Genomic DNA, 15,671 nt, shown 5'->3' with positions numbered 1-15,671 from the left:
TTGGCGGAAAGCGGGGCGGGAAGGCTTGAAAAGGACGCTGCGGATGCTGCTTCTGGTGTTCTGCGTGGCGGCCCTGGCGGGCATCGCCCTGCTGCGCGTGCGGCAGGACGCGGTCACCCTTCTGGGCGCGCGCCTGACGGATGCCGCGCAGCTGGCCTCCATCACCGCCCTGCCCCAGGCTTCCGCCGAGGGCTGCGTCCTCCACTGGAACGGCGAGGTGCTGCCCTACGACGCCGAGCGGGGCGTCTACTGCCTGCCCCAGCCGCTGGACGGCAGCGCCGCCGGCAGCCTTTCCACCACCTGGGGCCGCATCTACCTGCCCGAAGAACAGTGGGCCCAGGGCCGTCAGGACGCCATGGCCGAAGGCCGGACGCTGGAAGCGTATGTGAGCGACGGCAGGCGCTGGTGCCGGCTGGAGGTGTATCTCTCCGGCGTGCCCGCCCTGGTGGTGCACACCGGATCCAGCGTGCCCTACAAGCTGGACCCCCAGTACGTCAGCGGCACCATGGCCAGCCTGGACCTGGCCTACAACTACGGCGAATACACCCTGTTCTGGCCGGAAGGAAACTCCCGCAGCCAGGCCGTCACGGGCGGCATCGAATACCACTGGCGGGGCAACACCAACCTGCTGGCCAACAAAAAGTCCTACCGGCTGAACCTGCTGGACGAAAAGGGCCAGCCGGACGCGAAGGACCTGCTGGGCCTGGGGGAGGACGCCGACTGGTTCCTTCTGAACTTCGCCACCGACACCACCCGCGCCCGGGACAAGGTGGCCTGGCAGCTGTGGCAGCAGCTGGCGCAGCAGAACGAACACGACCTGCCGGGCATCCAGGTGGAGTACGTGGAACTGTATCTGGACGATACATACATGGGGCTCTACGGCATCGCCCGCCCCATCAGCCGGGACAGTTTGCAGCTTCCGGCTGGCGATGTGCTCTACAAATGGCGCACCATGCCCATGGACCGCTCCATGCCCACCGCCGGGACCTTTGCGTCCCTCGAAGAGGAAGAAAGCCTTTCCTGGGGCGTGTGGCTGGAGGTGGTCTGGCCCAAAAGCTACAGCGAGGGCGTGTGGCAGCCCATGGCGGACTATGTACGCCTCTACTACACGCCGGGCGCGCAGACCAGCTGGCAGCAGCTGGAAAGCACCACCAACCTGGACAACCTGCTGGATGTGTCGCTGTTCCGGCAGTTCGTCTGCGCGGCGGACAATTTCTCCTACAACCAGTACTTTCTGCAAAGCAGCGTCGACGGCCTTTACTACCGCATCCCCTGGGATATGGACTATACCTTCGGTGATGTTTATGATGAATTCTATTCTTTGGATATGACCTCCACCCTCCTGCCGGACATGGAACTGGACGCCCTCTATCATGCCGGCAGCAGCCGGGCGCAGCGGCTCATCGCCCAGCGATGGAGCGAGCTGCGCAGCACGGTGCTCACCATGGAGAACGTGACCGCCCTGTTCGGAGCCGCCCAGGAGGAACTGACGGCCAGCGGGGCCCTGGGGCGGGATGTGGCGCTGTGGGGCAATGCGGAGACCTACCCCTGGGAGGCCCACTACCGCACGCTGGACGTGGAAGCCACGCTGGGTTTCATGGAGCGGCGCCTGGCATTTCTGGACGACTACATGGCGGAGTACATCCCCGCCGACCGGGAGGCGTTCGATGTATTACCGAAATGAATGGAAATACCTGGTCACCGACGCCGACCTGGCGGTGCTTGCCGCACGGCTGAAGGCGCTGCTGCCCATGGACAAGCACCAGACCGGCAGCGCTTATACCATCCGCAGCCTGTATTTCGACGACCTGCGAAACAGCTGCCTGCGGGAGAACGAGGCGGGCGTGGACGGCCGGCGCAAGTTCCGTCTGCGGCTTTACAACGGCAGCGCCGGGCGCATCCAGCTGGAGATCAAGGAAAAGCTCCACGGCAAGACCCACAAATCCAGCTGCCTTGTGAGCGCCGGCGAGTGCCGCCGCATCATGGCGGGCGCAGCGCCCCCCATCGGGCCGGGCGCCCCCGCGCCCCGCAACCTGCTCAGCGTGGCCATGCGCACGGCGGGCATGGCGCCCAAGGTCATCGTGGAATACGAACGCACCGCCTTTGTGGGGCGCTCGGGCAATGTGCGCATCACCTTCGACCGCAACATCTCCGCCTGCGTGCAGCTGGGCAGCTTTCTGGAGCCGAAGGTACCGCTCACGCCCATCCTGCCGGCGGGGCAGCAGGTGCTGGAAGTGAAGTTCGACGAGTTCCTGCCCGACTATGTGGCGCAGGCGCTGGAACTTGGAAAACTGCGTCAGACCGCGTTCTCGAAATATTATTTGTGCCGGCGGGCCCTGCCCGGGCCCATGGCAGAAAGGACCAGGGAATATGAGTTTTAGCGACGTTATCAAAAAGAGCGTTCTGGAGGGCTTTGCCCAGAGCGACATCGGCACGGTGACCATCGTGGTCACCCTGGGCGTGACCGGCCTGATCGCCCTCTACATCTACGCCATCTACCGCCTGGCCAGCCGCAGCGCCTTCTATAACCGGGACTTCAACAAGACCCTGGCGCTGATGCCCATCGTCACCGCCGGCATCGTGCTGGCCATGCAGAGCAGCATCGTCATCAGCCTGGGCATGGTGGGCGCCTTGTCCATCGTGCGTTTCCGCAACGCGGTGAAGGACTCCATGGACCTGCTCTATCTGTTCTGGAGCATCGGCGTGGGCATCATCTGCGGCGCGCGGCTGTTCGAGATCGCGGTGGTGGTGAGCCTTGCGGTCACGGCGCTCATCTTCCTGCTGGACCTGGTGCCCTCGGCAAAGCCGCCCTATCTGCTGGTGGTCAACAGCACCGACACCGAGATCGACCCGGCGCTGAACGAGCTGCTGGGCCGCTACGCCAAGGGCGCGCGGGTCAAGAGCCGCAGCGTGAGCGCTGACCGGCTGGACCTGATCGTGGAACTGCGAACCAACGACGGCAGCCGCCTTGTGAGCGCCTGCGCGGCGCTGCCCGGCGTGGAGAGCGTCAACCTGCTGGCCCACGACGGCGAAGTGCGCTATTAAAAAAACAAACGCGGGGAGGCCGGCGGCGAAAAGCCGGGCCTCCCCGGTTTTTCAGGGCCCATGCGAGGGGCCTTATCACAGGACGAAGAGCGTGATGGAATGGGTTTCGCAAACAAAATAGGGCTCAGGAGCGGCGCAGGCACGCCTCTGAAGCGGAGGATGCGGGCGCTGGTGCTGGCGGCCTGCCTGCTGGCGCTGGCGGGCATCGCTCTCTTCCGGGCGCGTCAGGCGGCCTCCAGCCTGCTGGGCGCGCCGCTGGCCGACAGCGCCAGGGTGGCCTCCATCACCGCGCTGACGCGGCAGACGGGGGATGACTGCGCCCTTTTGTGGAACGGGGCCGAACTGCCCTACGACGCCGAAACGGACGCCTACTGCCTGCCCCAGCCCCTGAACGGGGAGGCGCGGGGCGCCCTCACCTCCAGCTGGGGCCGGGTCTGGCTGCCCGCCGACGAGTGGGAGGGGGATTGGGCCGGGGACATGAGCGCCAGCGAGGTGCGGCAGGTCTATGTGAGCGACGGCAGGCGCTGGTGCAGCCTGCGGGTCTGCCTGTCCGGGCTGCCGGTGCTCTCGGTGCACACCAGCCATTCGGAACCGGCGGAGCTGAACTACGAGATGCGCGAGCGCAACTACGGCGACGTGACCGTGTTCTGGCCGGAGGGAAATTTCCGCCAGCAGGTGCTCTCCAGCAAGGTGGAGTGGCACTGGCGGGGCAACGCCAGCCTGCTGAGCCAGAAAAAATCCTACCGGCTGAACCTGCTGGACGAGGCGGGGCAGCCGAACCGGCAGGACCTCCTGGGCCTGGGGGAGGGCGACGGCTGGATCCTGGTGAATTTTTCCACCGACTGCACCCGCACCCGTGACATGGCGGCAAACCTTCTCTGGAACGAGCTTGCGGCGGAAAATGAGAATAACCCGGCGGGGGCGGTGCTCCAGTATGTGGAACTGTTTGTGGACGATGAATACATGGGCGTGTTCGGCCTGTGCCGCCCGCTGGGGCGCAAAACGCTGGATCTCGAGGCCAACGACGTGCTCTACAAATGGCGGCTGGCCAACATGATGAAACCCCACGAGTTCGACTGGATGGAAGAAGAGCAGATGATGGACTACTTCGGAGCCATCGAGATCTCCTGGCCCAACGAGTGGCGCCCCGGCGCGTGGCACATCCTGCAGCCCTACGTCAAGTCGCTGTACATGGCCGAGGAGCCGGTGCCCTGGGAGACGGTGGAGTCCCTTCTGAACGTGGAGAACGCCGTGGACGTTGCCCTGTTCAAGCAGTACACCTGCGCGGTGGACAACGCCTTGCAGAACATATACCTGCTCTACCGGGATGACGAGGGGCTCATCTACCGCATCCCCTGGGATATGAACTACACCTTCGGCGACTGCTACGACGCCTTCCGCGACCTGGACCTGACCACCTTCATCGTGCCGGATCTGGAGCTGGACGCCCTTTACGCCGCCGACCCGGAGCGCACCCAGGCGCTGGTGGCCCAGCGCTGGCAGGAACTGCGCCAGTCGGTGTTCAGCCTGGACCACCTCAAGTCGGTGTACAGCGGGCTGTACAAAACGCTGGTGCAAAGCGGCGCGCTGGCCCGGGATTTCGCCCTCTGGGGCGTGAACGACGCCTATCAGGGCTGGTCGGAAAACGACACCCTCGCCCCGGTGGAAACGATGCTGTTCATGCAGGCGCGGCTGAGCTATCTGGACGAATACATGCAGGCTTACCAGCCGGGCGACCGCAGCGCCTACCCCGGCCTGCCCCAGTAAACGCAAGAGAAAAGCCCCGGACTTTGAAAAAAACCAAAGTCCGGGGCTTTTTTGCGCCAAAACTCACTTTTTCGCGGCGGTCGCTGCCTCTTTCAGGGCCCGCTCCAGCCACATGCCGCCCACTTCCAGGGCGGTGTACAGGCCGGTCTTGGAGCTCTGCCTGACGACCCGCTCGGGCAGGGGCTTGGTGGCGTCGGTGCTCATCAGCATCACGTGCAGCTTGTCGGCCACGGTGATGCCGTTCTCCTCCTTGGTGGTGAGCACCTGCATGAACACCACATAGGGGTCGGCCAGGCTGCCGTAGTAGATCTCGTTGCCGCAGCGCACCAGCGGGCGGCCCTTGTAGGTCAGTTTCGGGGTATATGCCATGGTTTTGTGTACCCTCCGTTTCTGTCATAACACGGCGCGCGCAAACGCGCCGCAGGATGTTTTCGTTTTATTATACCACAGCGCGGCCCATTTGACAAATCGGCCTCAGCGGTCCTGATGGGTGCGCTCGATCTTTTCCTCGTTCAGCGCCACCTTCTGGGCCAGAATTTTCATCTTGGAGTCCATCTGGCTGATGCGCAGGCTCATGAAGAACACCTTGAGGATGAGCAAAAAGATGATGGCCAGATACACCACGTTGATGGGGGCCTGCATGCCCAGGGCGCCGGCAGCCCAGTAGGCAAGCTCCGGGAAGATGCTCAAAAGCAGCAGAAAGCCGGAAAAAACGAACCAGAAGATGCTGTCCTCGATTTGAATTTTGGCCCGGCGGATGCGGCCCAGCACGAACACCAGCGTGAGCAGGCTGCCCAGCACCAGCAGCAGCCGCAGGGGGAGGGGATAATCCAGCATGTCACAGGCTCCTTTCGGTGTAGGGGGTGAGGGTGTCCCGCTTGCGGAACCACTGGATGAGCAGGATGGAAAGGCCCATCTTGACCATGTATTCCACCGAGCGGGCAAAGTTCAGATAGCTGGCGCCGGCGGTGCGCTCGCCCATCTCCACCTGCAGTTCCTTCACCACCGCGCCGTTCTTGACAAGGTAGCTGATGGTGTCCGGCTCGGGGGCGTAGTTCAGGTTGGCGGCAAACTCCTCCAGCATCTTGCGGTTGAACATCCGCATGCCGCTGGTGGGGTCGCAGATGGCTTTGCCGGTGGTCAGCCGGATGGCCCAGCTGATGAGGTAGCTGCCTGCCATGCGCAGGCTCTTGGGCTTTTTCACCGTGACAAAGCGGCTGCCGATGACGATGTCCGCCCCGCTTTCCAGCAGTTCCAGCATGGGGGCGATGTACCGGGGCAGGTGCTGGCCGTCGGCGTCGAACTGCAAAGCGCAGTCGTAGCCGTTCTCGGCGGCGTAGCGAAGCCCCGTCTGGAAGGCCCCGGCCAGCCCCAGGTTCACCGGCAGGTCGATCATGTGGAAATCGTGCCGGCGGCAAAGGGCCGCGGTGTGGTCGCGGCTGCCGTCGTTCACCACCACATAGTCGTACTGGGGGTAGTGCTCGATCAGGTCTTCCACCACCGGCACGATGCTTGCTTCTTCGTTGTATGCGGGGATCACGATCAATAATTTTGCCATAGTTTCCCGTTCGCTTTCTGTCAGTTTTGGGCGTCTTCGGCCAGCGCCAGCAGGGTTTGGCACACCGCGTCCCAGGTGAAGCGGGCTTCCAGGCGCGCGGCGGTCTTTTCGGCGGCGGCGCGCCGCCAGACTTCGTCGCAAAGGGCCTTTCGCAGCGCCCCGGCCAGGGGGCCTGGGTCCGCCGAGGCCAGCTGGATGCCGAAGCTTTCGTCCGCCAGCAGTTCGCCGCTGCCGCCGGTGCGGGTGGTCACGATGGGGCAGCCGCAGGCCGCCGCCTCCAAAAAGGTGGTGGGGAACCCCTCGGCGTAGTAGGTGGGCAGGCAATAGACCTGGCTCTGGGCCAGCAGCTGCATCGCCTTGGGGTAGGCCACCGCCCCCAAAAGGTGCACGTCCGGCGGGCAGCCTTCCTTCAGCTTGGCCAGCAGCGGCCCGTCCCCCGCCACCGCCAGCGCCGCGCCGGGCACGGCGGCGTCGGTGAAGGCTTTGATGAGCTCCGCCACGCCCTTTTCGGGGATGATGCGCCCCACAAAGGCCGCCAGCGGCGCGTCTGGCGCAAGGCCCAGTTCGCTTCGCCAGTCGGTGGCGTCGGGGGCGTGGGCCAAAGCGCGCACCTCGGCGGGGTCCACCGCGTTGTAAAGCTGGCCCTCGGCTTTGATGCCGAAGTGCTCCAGCCAGCGGCAGACCGCCTGGCTCACGCCGAAAAACCGCATGCGGTAGTGTTTGAGCACCGCCGCGGCAAAATGCTCGTAGGCCGCCCCCGCCGCCGAGGCAAGCGCCCCGTCCATGGGCAGGTGGCCGGTGGAATGGTCCACCACGATGGCCGGGATGCGCCGCCTTGCCGCCTGGCGGGCTGCATAGAGGCTGCTGACGTAAAACCGGGTGTTGATGAGGCAGAAATCTATTTCGCGGCCCCAGAGCAGCGCCGCCAGCCGCTTGAATTCCCGCCCGGGGCGCAGCACCGGGAAGCGCCCGCCCATCAGCGGCCACACCGGCAGCCGCAGGATCTCGATGCCCCCGGCGCCGGTCTCATGGTCCGGCAGGCCGGGCAGGGCGCTGGTCACCACCAGCGCCTTGTGCCCCGCCTGCACCACACGGCGGGCCAGGTTATAGGTGTAGCGCTCCACCCCGCCCACGGTGGGCAGGTACTGGGCCGAGAAAAAGCAGATGGTCACCGCCGCCCGCCTCCTTTTGGGCCGTCAGGCCTTTTTCTTATAGACGAATTCCCGCTGGATCTGGAAGCTGATGAAGAAGAGCACGATGTCCACCGCTGCCTTGATGGCGATCTCCCAGCCGCCCGGAGGGCACAGCAGGGAGGTGACAAGGCTCACCAGCCCCGCGCTGGCCAGCATCTGCGCCGCCGCCAGCATCACATAGCGCACCGCCGCCCGCCTGTGGCCGGCCTTGCTGCGGAACACCACCCGGTGGTTCATGTAATAGTTGTAGCTGGCGGAGAACAGCCGCGCCAGGGCGGTGCAGACGAACACCGTCAGGACGCGCCCGTTTGCGCTGGGCGTGGGCACGAACAGGCCCGACAGCAGAAGGAACAGGCTGAACAGCGCCAGGTCCAGCACGCTGGAGGAAAGGCTGGAGAACAAAAACTTGCCGAAGATGGCGTAGATGCGCGCCGAGTCCCGCAGGGGATGGAAGTGGGAGGTGTGGTTCTCCTTGGAATCGTAGATGGTCTCGATGGGCAGTTCCAGAATGGGCAGCCGGTCGCGGGTCTCAATGAGCATGTTGCTCTCGAACTCAAAGCGCTCGCCCGGCACGTTCATCAGCCGCTTCATGAAGGCGGTGGGCACCCCCCGCAGGCCGGTCTGGGTGTCGCTCACCGACACGCCGCACAGCGCCCGGAACATGAAGCGGGTGATCTTGTTGCCCCAGCGGCTCTTGAAGGGCACGCCTGCGTCGTCAAAATCACGGCAGCCCAGCAGAAGGCTGTCCGGGTGCTCGGCCATGGCCTGCATGAAGCGCAGGATGTCCGCCGGCGAGTGCTGGCCGTCGGAGTCGGCGGTGATGGCGCCGGGCGCCTGGGGCCAGGTGTTCAGGCAGAAGTTGAAGGCGGTCTTGAGGGCCCGCCCCTTGCCCAGGTTCACCGCGTGGCGCAGCACCACGCAGCCCCATTCCCGCTGGGCCTGCTCAAAAACAGAGGCGTATTCCGGGCCGCTGCCGTCGTCCACCAGCACGATGTTCTCGATGCCCGCCTCTTTCATCCGGCCCAGCAGAAGGGGAAGGCGCTCGTCCGGCTCCAGGCTGGGAATGATCACCGGCACGGCTTTGAAATCAACCATAAAAAAGTCCTCGAATCCATATTATCGGGCCACCACGGCCAGGAAAACGTTCAACAGCACGCCGATGTCCACCAGCGCCGCCGCCAGCACGACGCCGCGCCGGCAGCCGCCGGCAAGGCACAGCGCCTTGGGGCGCACCAGCAAAAGCAGCGGCAGCACCGGCAGGAAATAGCGCCCCTGGAACCCGTAGATGGTCTCGTAGTAGGTGGGGGTCCAGGAGATGCAGCCCAGCACCGCCAGGCCGCAGCAGCAAAGGGCAATGAACAGCGCGCCCCAGCGGGCGGGCAGGGGCATCACCCCGCCCTCCTCCGGGCACAGCCAGGCCAGGGCCAGCAGGCCGTAGAGAAGGATGATCCAGCCCCAGGCAAGGTCCAGGGGCCTGTCCAGCCCGAAGTAGCCCAGGGTGCCGCCCACAAGGGTGCTCAGGTAATGGTCGCCCTCCTCCACCACCGAGCGGATGCACAGTTCGGCGGTCTCCAGCGGGTGGGAGAGGATGTAGGGCAGGGTGAAGCAGGTCAGGTCCTCCGGGGTGGAGAAGCTGTTGGCCGCCGCAGGCCCGGTGGCGCCGCCCGCCGTTTCGGGGGCGGTTTCCGAGGCCGGCTGGGCGGCGGGACTGCCGGCAGAGGGCTCTGCCGCCGCGCTTTCATCCGCCGGGCCGGCCGCCTGCGAAGCGCTGCCGGACGTGCCGGAAGCCTCGCCGGAGGAGGCCGGCACCGCGCTCTGTACGTCCGTTTCAGGGGCTGCCTGCTCCTGGGCCATCAGGCTGGCCGCGCCCGCGGCGGCGGTGCCGCTGGTTTGGGTGAAGCCCACAAGGGCCCCCGCCGCGCCGCTGTTCAAAAGGAAGGCCGCGGCGCACAGGGCCAGAAAGCCGCCCTTGATCCAGCGGGCAAAGCGGCCCAGCCGCACTGCGGGGATGAGCAGGATGAGCCCGGCCAGCGGCAGATACACCACCTTGCTGGGCACGATGAGCACCGCCAGCACCGCCGGCAGCGCCAGCTGCTTTGCGCCGATGTGCTCCCGGGGGCCGAAGGCCAGGTCCAGCAGCAGGGCGGAGAAGAAGAAGCACAGGGCCAGCAGGTTGGAATCCCGGCTGTAGGAGGCCGCCAGATGCAGCGTCATGGGCAGCAGGGCGGCCACGGCAAAGGCGGGTTTTGCCACCGGCGTGCGCTTCACCGCCCAGGCGGCCAGGAAGGCGAAGAACACAAGGTTCGCCAGCCGCCCCAGATAAAGCGTGGCGGCAAAGCCCAGGTGCAGCCAGTAGCCGATCAGCACGCCGAAGCCGCTGATCCAGTAGAGGGTGTAGCTGCTGTCCACCTGGTACTCGTCAAAGGTGTGGGTGGCGAAGGTGGGGTCGGTGTTGGGCCGCCCGATGACCCTGGCGATGTGCTGCCAGGTGAAAACGGTGGTCTCGTCCACCTGGATGAGGGCGTCCTGGTCCGACGGGCGGCGGATGGTGTCCCGGATGTGGCTTTGGGCCACGGGCAGATGGGGGTCATAGAGGGTGCTGGCCAGGGTGAAGCTCTGGTTGATGTGGTATTTTTCGTCCGGCGCGGCGTAGGGGGGCAGAAGCACGTTGAAGGCGAAGCCCAGCACCAGCACCGCGCAGAACACCATGCGGTGCAGCGGCAGGCTGCGGCGGCAGTAACACCAGTAGAGCAGCCCCGCCGCGGCAATGCAGCCCAGCGCAAAGACCCAGTAGAACCTGGTCAGAAAGCCGCCCACCCGGGCCTGGGTGCCCAGCAGGGCCACGGTGCCGTCCACCTGCCGGCCATCCACCGAGAGGGACACGCCCGCAGGCATGCCGCCTTCTTCATAGCCCACGCACAGCCGGCCCTCGCCGGCGTAGTGGGGGATGAGGGTCAGGGTGTACTCCACCGCCTCGCCGGGGTTTTCCACAAAGCGGTCCAGCCCGAGGGTGGTGTAATAGGCCTCCCAGCCGTTGTAGATATAGCGCATGTCGCCCACCGAGCGGGCCAGCTCCTCGCCGGTGGCGCTGTCGGTGAGGATGAGCTCCAGCTCCCCTTCGGGGGGCGTTTCCGTGTCCTCGGCGGCCAGCACAAGGCTCAGCGCCAGCAGGTCCCGGTCGCAGGAAAAGCGCTGCTCCATCTTCTCTTCGATGGTGGCGAAGCTGTGGAACTGGTCGTTGATGGCCCAGCTGCTGCTCTTGTCGCCCTGGCCCCGGATGTGGGTCAGCCAGACGGCGGCGAACACCGCAAAGAGAAAAAAGCAGAGCAGAGCGCCGGTGAGCGCCCGCCTGTGTGTTTTGAAAAATGTCAGCACCTTCTGCATCCCGTCGCCTCCCGGCAGTTTTGTGGGCGCGGGGCGTTTCAGCCCTTTGCGCCGTACACCTGCTCCACCAGCGCCTCAAAACGGCCCTGGCGGCGCAGAAGAAAGACCACGGCGTCCCGCACCGCGCCTTCGCCCCCTTTGCGGGGGCTGACAAGATCCGCCCGGCGGCGCACCAGCTCGTCCGCGTCGGCGGGGCAGGCAACAAAGCCCGCCAGGCTCATGGCGGCCAGGTCGTTCCAGTCGTCGCCCACATAGGCCACCTGGTCCTTCGCCAGGCCCTGCTCTTTCAGAAAGGCAGCCAGATACGCCGCCTTGTCCTTGCAGTTCTGCACGCAGAAGTCCAGGTGCAGTTCCTCGGCCCGGCGGCGCACCGGCACGCTCTCCCGCCCGGTGAGGATCATCACTTTGATGCCCGCCGACCGGGCAAGGGAAAGGCCCGCGCCGTCCCGCACGGAGAACTTTTTGGTCTCGTTCCCGGTGGAGTCCAGATACAGCCCGCCGTCGGTGAGGGTGCCGTCCACATCCAGCACCAGCAGTCGAATGTCGTTCATCGGCTCACCCTTTCTGGTAGTGGCTGGGGGTGACGAAGGTCACCGCAAGGCCGCAGCCGCCGATGGCCGCGGCCATGGCCCGGTTGTAGTCGGCGCCGCGGGGGGTGTGGTTCTTCATGCGGGGGTCGCAGTAGTTCTCGGTGCCCGGCTCATAGCCGTCCGCGCCCGCCAGCGCCGCTTCCTTCACGCCCAGCTGCTCCAGAAGGCGCAGCAGCATGATGAGGCTGTTGGCCCCCATGGTGAAGGCCCCCGCCAGGCTGTTGTAGTCCAGGCGGAAGTCCGCCTTGCCCTCCAGGTTGGAGGTGCACAGCACCGGGCAGGGCAGGGAGGTGAATTTGTCGAACCGCTTGCCGCTGGAGAAAAAGGCGTAGTCCGCCTTGAGGCCCTCCGGCACGAAGTTCGCGGCGATGACCACCGGGGCCTCCCGGGCGATGAAGGCCTCCACCTCGGTGCGGTGGGTGGCCAGGGTGCCGCCGGGGGCAAGGCACAGCACCTTGCGGCCCGCCAGAAGCCCCGCCAGCCGGGCGCGGTCCGCCGTGTCGTCGATGCGGTTGTCCTTGTAGGAGGCGTACAATTCGTCGGCGTAGGCCGCGTCGAAGGCGGTCTTTTTCTCCGGGGCGATGCGGCTGAGCAGATGGTTGATGTCCCGGTTGGAAAGGTCGCCCTTGCCCAGAAAATGCTCGGCGTAGTTGCGGTGCAGGTTGTACTTGGCCGACAGGAAGTAGGCCGGGGAGTAGCCCCAGGGGCTCTTCTCCTTGATGGGCAGGATGTGCTCCTGAATGGCGTCCAGCATGCGGTCGATGTCGTAATGTTTGCCGAAGTTCTGGTTCAGATAATCGGCGATGAGCTCGATGCACAGGTTGCCGGGGGTGCGGCCCATGCCCAGAAGGCTTGCGTCCACCGTGACGTCCCGGCCCACCAGGTGCATGTCCAGGAAACGCTGGGCCAGGCTGAAGCTCTGGGCCAGGTTCTCGTGCAGGTGCAGGCCCAGGGCGATGTCCTTGGCGAGGTTGTTGTCCACCAGGCGCACGATGCGCTCCAGGTCCTGCATCTGCATGCTGCCGAAGGTGTCCACGATGGAGAAGGCGAAGGGGTGCAGCTTGTTCACCTGCTCGCACAGCCACAGGACGCCCGCGTCGGAGTAGCCCATGATGTTGATGGGGTTGCAGCTGATCTTGTAGCCCTTGTCCTGGGCCTTGCGGCAGAAGGCGAGGCCCTGTTCGATGTCGTAGTCGTGGAAGGTCACCCGGATCATGTCGATGCCGGTGCCATCCCAGGGCTCCAGCTTGTCGATGTCGTAGAAGTTGTGCAGCGCCATGCCGGAGAAGATGGTGTTCTTTCGGTCGGCGGGCAGCACCTTTTTCAGCTCGGCCACGGTGTTCCAGCGGCTCTGGTCCATGTCCGGCTCCAAATCGCGCAGGAAGCCCACCTCCACGATGTCGGTGCCGGCGTTCACAAGGCTTTGCACGATGTCGCGGATGTTCTCAAAGCCGAATTTCCAGTCATTCACATAGCCCCCGTCCCGCAGGGTGCAGTCGAGCAAACGGATGGTAGACATAAAAAGTTCCCTTTCTGCCCCCAAAAGGGGCGGCGGGCGCGCCGCAAAGCGCCAAAGTCAAACTTGCGCCCGGCCCGCAAAAGCCGGGGCCGGGGTCAGCGGCTCTGCCGCTGGCGAAGCACGCCGCACACGATGTCCACGTCTTTCGGCGTGTCCACCGACACGGTCTTGTAGGGCGAGAGCACCGCGTGCACGGTGTGGCCGTTCTCGATGAAGCGCATCAGGTCGTTTTCTTCGGCCTGTTCCAGGGCGCTCTTCGGGGTGGCGGCGTAAAAATCCAGCGCCTTTTTGCTGAACAGCTGGATGCCGGTGATCTTTTCGTATTCAAAATCCGCCGTTCCCTTGGGGTAGGGGATGGGGCTGCGGCTGATGAGCAGGATCTCCCGCCGGGCGTTGCAGACCACCTTCTGGTTGGAGAAGTCGATCACGTCCGCCGGGTGCTCCATGCGGTTGGTCACCCCCGCCACATAGTATGGGTCATCGGGCAGCTCTTTGGGCAGGATGAGCGCAAAGGCCTTCGGGTCGATGAGGGGCTCGTCCCCCATGATCTGGAGATAGAGGTCCGCCTGGATGAGGCAGCTCACCTCCTGGATGCGGGAGGTGGGGGTGTCGTGGCCGGCGCGGGTCATCACCGCGTCCATGCCGTGCTCCTTGCACGCCGCCAGGATGCGCTCGTCGTCGGTGGCCACCACCAGGCCGTCCAGCAGGGGGCTTTGCTTTGCCGCCTGGTACACCCACCACACCATCGGCTTGCCCAGAATGTCCACCAGAGGTTTGCCCGGCAGCCGGCTGGAAGCGTAGCGGGCGGGGATGACGCCGAGAATCTTCATGGGAAAAACCTCTTTTCCGCCCCGGTATCAAAAACGAACCGAAGGCCTTCATTCTTTCATTAAACGGGGAAAAATTTCACGCGCGGGCTTCGGCCAGCGCCTCGTCCAGCGTGAGGGAGACCTTTTCGTCGGCGGCATCAAAGGCCTTCAGGACGGTGGATTCCACCGTCACCGCCTTCGCAAAGCGGAAGGGCAGCGCGAAGTTGAGCACCTCGCTGGGCATGGCCCTGTCCAGCACCACCGCGCCGGGGAAGAGGGAGGCGTAGTCGGAGGCGTCCCGCGGGTGGGCCTTGATGAACAGCGGCCCGCCGGAACAGTGCTTTGCCGCCACCGCTTTGTACATTCGTCTCTGGGTCTCTTCGTCCATCAGCCCTTCGCCGGCGAAGTCCCGCGTCAAAAACAGCACCGCCCCGGCAGTGTCCGCCGGCAGCGGCGTGGTGATGAACACAGAGCTCAAAAGGGCCTTCTGCTCTTTGGTGAGGGCGGCGAAGGCTGCCTTTTGGCGGCGCTGCAAAAGCCGCTCTTTGGCAAAGGGCACGGTGGCCCTCTCAATGCTTTCGGTCTCGATGGCCTTCACCTTTTTCCAGTCGCCCCAGTAGAGGTAGCCATAGCCAAAAGCCTGCCGCAGGGCAAAGTGGGGCAGCGCCCGCTGCTGCCGGATGAGGAGATGGCCGCCCTCCGCGCAGGTGCTGGCAAAGGTGTCTTCGCAGAGGATGTAGCGAAGGCCCTTGTCCTGCAGATAGCGCCCCAGCACGCTCCAGTCGTTGTGGATGTAAACGTCCCGGTACCGCGCGCCGTCCAGCGAAAAGCCGTGGTATTTCTCCACGTTGCGCCGGCCCATGACGCGCTGGAGCAAAAGGGTGCGCCAAAAGCCCTTCTGGAAGGCGCTGCCGCAGCTTTCCTCGTCGAACACCCGCACTTCGGAAAAAAGGCCGGTGGCGCGAAGGCGCGCGGCCAGGGCTTCGGCTTCCGGCAGCACGGCGCTCAGCACCAGCGCGGGCGGGCAGGGGGCCTCAAAGGCCCGGCAGACTTCTACCATCACCTGATAGGCGGTGTGACAGATGAAAAGGTCCGGCTTCATTCTGCCGTTTCCTCCGTTCCCAGCACATTCACCGGCGGGAAGTGGATGTGGCCCCAGCCGGCGGCCCATTCGGGCAGGGTGCGGTCGGTGTTGGTGATCTCAAAGGCGAATTCCTGGTTGGGCTTGTCCAGGCAGATGGCGCCCGCCAGCTCCCGCTCGAACACGTCCAGATAGAAGAAGTATTGCCCTTCGCTCAAAATGGAGGTGTCGAAGGTGAAGGTGGTGGTGTAGACCCGGCCCGGCTCGGCGGCCCCCAGGGTGACGGGGTGGCTGATGCCCACGGGGCTGGAATCCCGGTAGTGGATGTTCAGCTTCATGTTCACCGCGTCGAACTTCTGGCCCGCCCGCCAGCGGATGCGCACGGTCAGCGGCTCGCCGGCGGCGAACACGCTGCTTTCCTTGCCCACAAAATCAAGGCTCAAAACGCGCAGGCGCTTGCCGGCGCCGGAGGTCATGCGGCCCAGGTCCTCCAGTTCATAGTGGACCACGTTCACGTCGGTGGTCTCCATATAAACGGCGATGGCGTCTTCCACGTTGCCGTCGAAGATGACGCGGCCCTTGTCCAGCACCACGCAGCGGGTGCACAGCTGGCGGATGGTGCTCATGTTGTGGCTGACATAAAGCACCGTGCGGCCCTCCTGGCCGGCCACGTCGCTCATCTTGCCCAGGCACTTCTGCTGGAACTTCATGTCGCCCACCGCCAG

General features: G+C 65.1%; 14 protein-coding genes and 1 pseudogene. 4 read left to right on the top strand and 11 right to left on the bottom strand.

What is annotated here, in order from left to right:
* Positions 1–25 precede the first annotated feature (25 nt).
* The 4 genes from ACH2AT_RS05410 (at position 26) to ACH2AT_RS05395 (ending at position 4,812) form a co-directional block, all read left to right on the top strand.
* Positions 26–1,684: a CotH kinase family protein gene (locus ACH2AT_RS05410; protein ID WP_394964181.1), complete on the top strand. Its 1,659-nt coding sequence runs from the start codon at positions 26–28 to the stop codon at positions 1,682–1,684.
* The gene (locus ACH2AT_RS05405; RefSeq protein WP_394964180.1) at positions 1,668–2,381 is read left to right on the top strand and encodes a polyphosphate polymerase domain-containing protein; all 714 of its coding nucleotides are present in this window, start codon (positions 1,668–1,670) and stop codon (positions 2,379–2,381) included. The genes ACH2AT_RS05410 and ACH2AT_RS05405 overlap by 17 nt, the downstream gene beginning before the upstream one ends.
* Positions 2,371–3,045: a DUF4956 domain-containing protein gene (locus ACH2AT_RS05400; RefSeq protein ID WP_394964179.1), complete on the top strand. Its 675-nt coding sequence runs from the start codon at positions 2,371–2,373 to the stop codon at positions 3,043–3,045. Before ACH2AT_RS05405 ends, ACH2AT_RS05400 begins: the two co-directional genes overlap by 11 nt.
* Positions 3,046–3,144: 99 nt before the next feature.
* Positions 3,145–4,812, top strand: coding sequence for a CotH kinase family protein (locus ACH2AT_RS05395; RefSeq protein WP_394964178.1), 1,668 nt, complete (start codon positions 3,145–3,147; stop codon positions 4,810–4,812).
* Between the two features lie 63 nt (positions 4,813–4,875).
* Here ACH2AT_RS05395 and ACH2AT_RS05390 read toward each other — a convergent pair whose 3' ends face one another.
* From ACH2AT_RS05390 to ACH2AT_RS05340, 11 genes and pseudogenes are all read right to left on the bottom strand, one after another.
* On the bottom strand, positions 4,876–5,181 hold the full coding sequence (locus ACH2AT_RS05390) for a hypothetical protein (RefSeq protein WP_394964177.1): 306 nt from the start codon (positions 5,179–5,181) through the stop codon (positions 4,876–4,878).
* 105 nt (positions 5,182–5,286) lie between these two features.
* Positions 5,287–5,649 (bottom strand): DUF2304 domain-containing protein, encoded by a 363-nt coding sequence (locus ACH2AT_RS05385; protein WP_394964176.1) that lies wholly within the window; start codon positions 5,647–5,649, stop codon positions 5,287–5,289.
* Position 5,650: 1 nt separating this feature from the next.
* Positions 5,651–6,370 (bottom strand): glycosyltransferase family 2 protein, encoded by a 720-nt coding sequence (locus ACH2AT_RS05380; protein ID WP_394964175.1) that lies wholly within the window; start codon positions 6,368–6,370, stop codon positions 5,651–5,653.
* A 20-nt stretch (positions 6,371–6,390) separates the two neighbouring features.
* Positions 6,391–7,542 (bottom strand): glycosyltransferase family 4 protein, encoded by a 1,152-nt coding sequence (locus ACH2AT_RS05375; protein WP_394964174.1) that lies wholly within the window; start codon positions 7,540–7,542, stop codon positions 6,391–6,393.
* Positions 7,543–7,566: 24 nt separating this feature from the next.
* Complete coding sequence (locus tag ACH2AT_RS05370) at positions 7,567–8,658, bottom strand: glycosyltransferase (RefSeq protein ID WP_394964173.1); 1,092 nt, start codon at positions 8,656–8,658, stop codon at positions 7,567–7,569.
* Between the two features lie 21 nt (positions 8,659–8,679).
* The gene (locus ACH2AT_RS05365; RefSeq protein ID WP_394964172.1) at positions 8,680–10,947 is read right to left on the bottom strand and encodes a DUF2142 domain-containing protein; all 2,268 of its coding nucleotides are present in this window, start codon (positions 10,945–10,947) and stop codon (positions 8,680–8,682) included.
* A 38-nt stretch (positions 10,948–10,985) separates the two neighbouring features.
* Entirely contained in the window at positions 10,986–11,498 is a 513-nt protein-coding gene (locus tag ACH2AT_RS05360) for a KdsC family phosphatase (RefSeq protein WP_394964171.1), read from the bottom strand.
* 4 nt (positions 11,499–11,502) lie between these two features.
* Positions 11,503–13,056, bottom strand: coding sequence for an aldolase catalytic domain-containing protein (locus ACH2AT_RS05355; RefSeq protein ID WP_394964170.1), 1,554 nt, complete (start codon positions 13,054–13,056; stop codon positions 11,503–11,505).
* A 95-nt stretch (positions 13,057–13,151) separates the two neighbouring features.
* Entirely contained in the window at positions 13,152–13,886 is a 735-nt protein-coding gene (locus ACH2AT_RS05350) for a 3-deoxy-manno-octulosonate cytidylyltransferase (protein ID WP_394964169.1), read from the bottom strand.
* Positions 13,887–13,962: 76 nt separating this feature from the next.
* Positions 13,963–14,967 carry a hypothetical protein gene (locus ACH2AT_RS05345; protein ID WP_394964168.1) on the bottom strand — a complete coding sequence of 335 codons (1,005 nt, stop codon included), beginning with the start codon at positions 14,965–14,967 and terminating at the stop codon, positions 13,963–13,965.
* Positions 14,964–15,671: pseudogene (locus ACH2AT_RS05340) on the bottom strand (ABC transporter ATP-binding protein); the annotation flags it as partial. The gene ACH2AT_RS05345 and the pseudogene ACH2AT_RS05340, both read right to left, overlap by 4 nt.

Source organism: Candidatus Allofournierella excrementigallinarum (assembly GCF_944388085.1).
In the GTDB taxonomy this organism is placed as follows: Bacteria; Bacillota; Clostridia; order Oscillospirales; family Ruminococcaceae; genus Allofournierella_A; species Allofournierella_A excrementigallinarum.
Note: the sequence above shows the minus strand (reverse complement) of the source record. Positions and strands in the feature narration are given on the sequence as shown.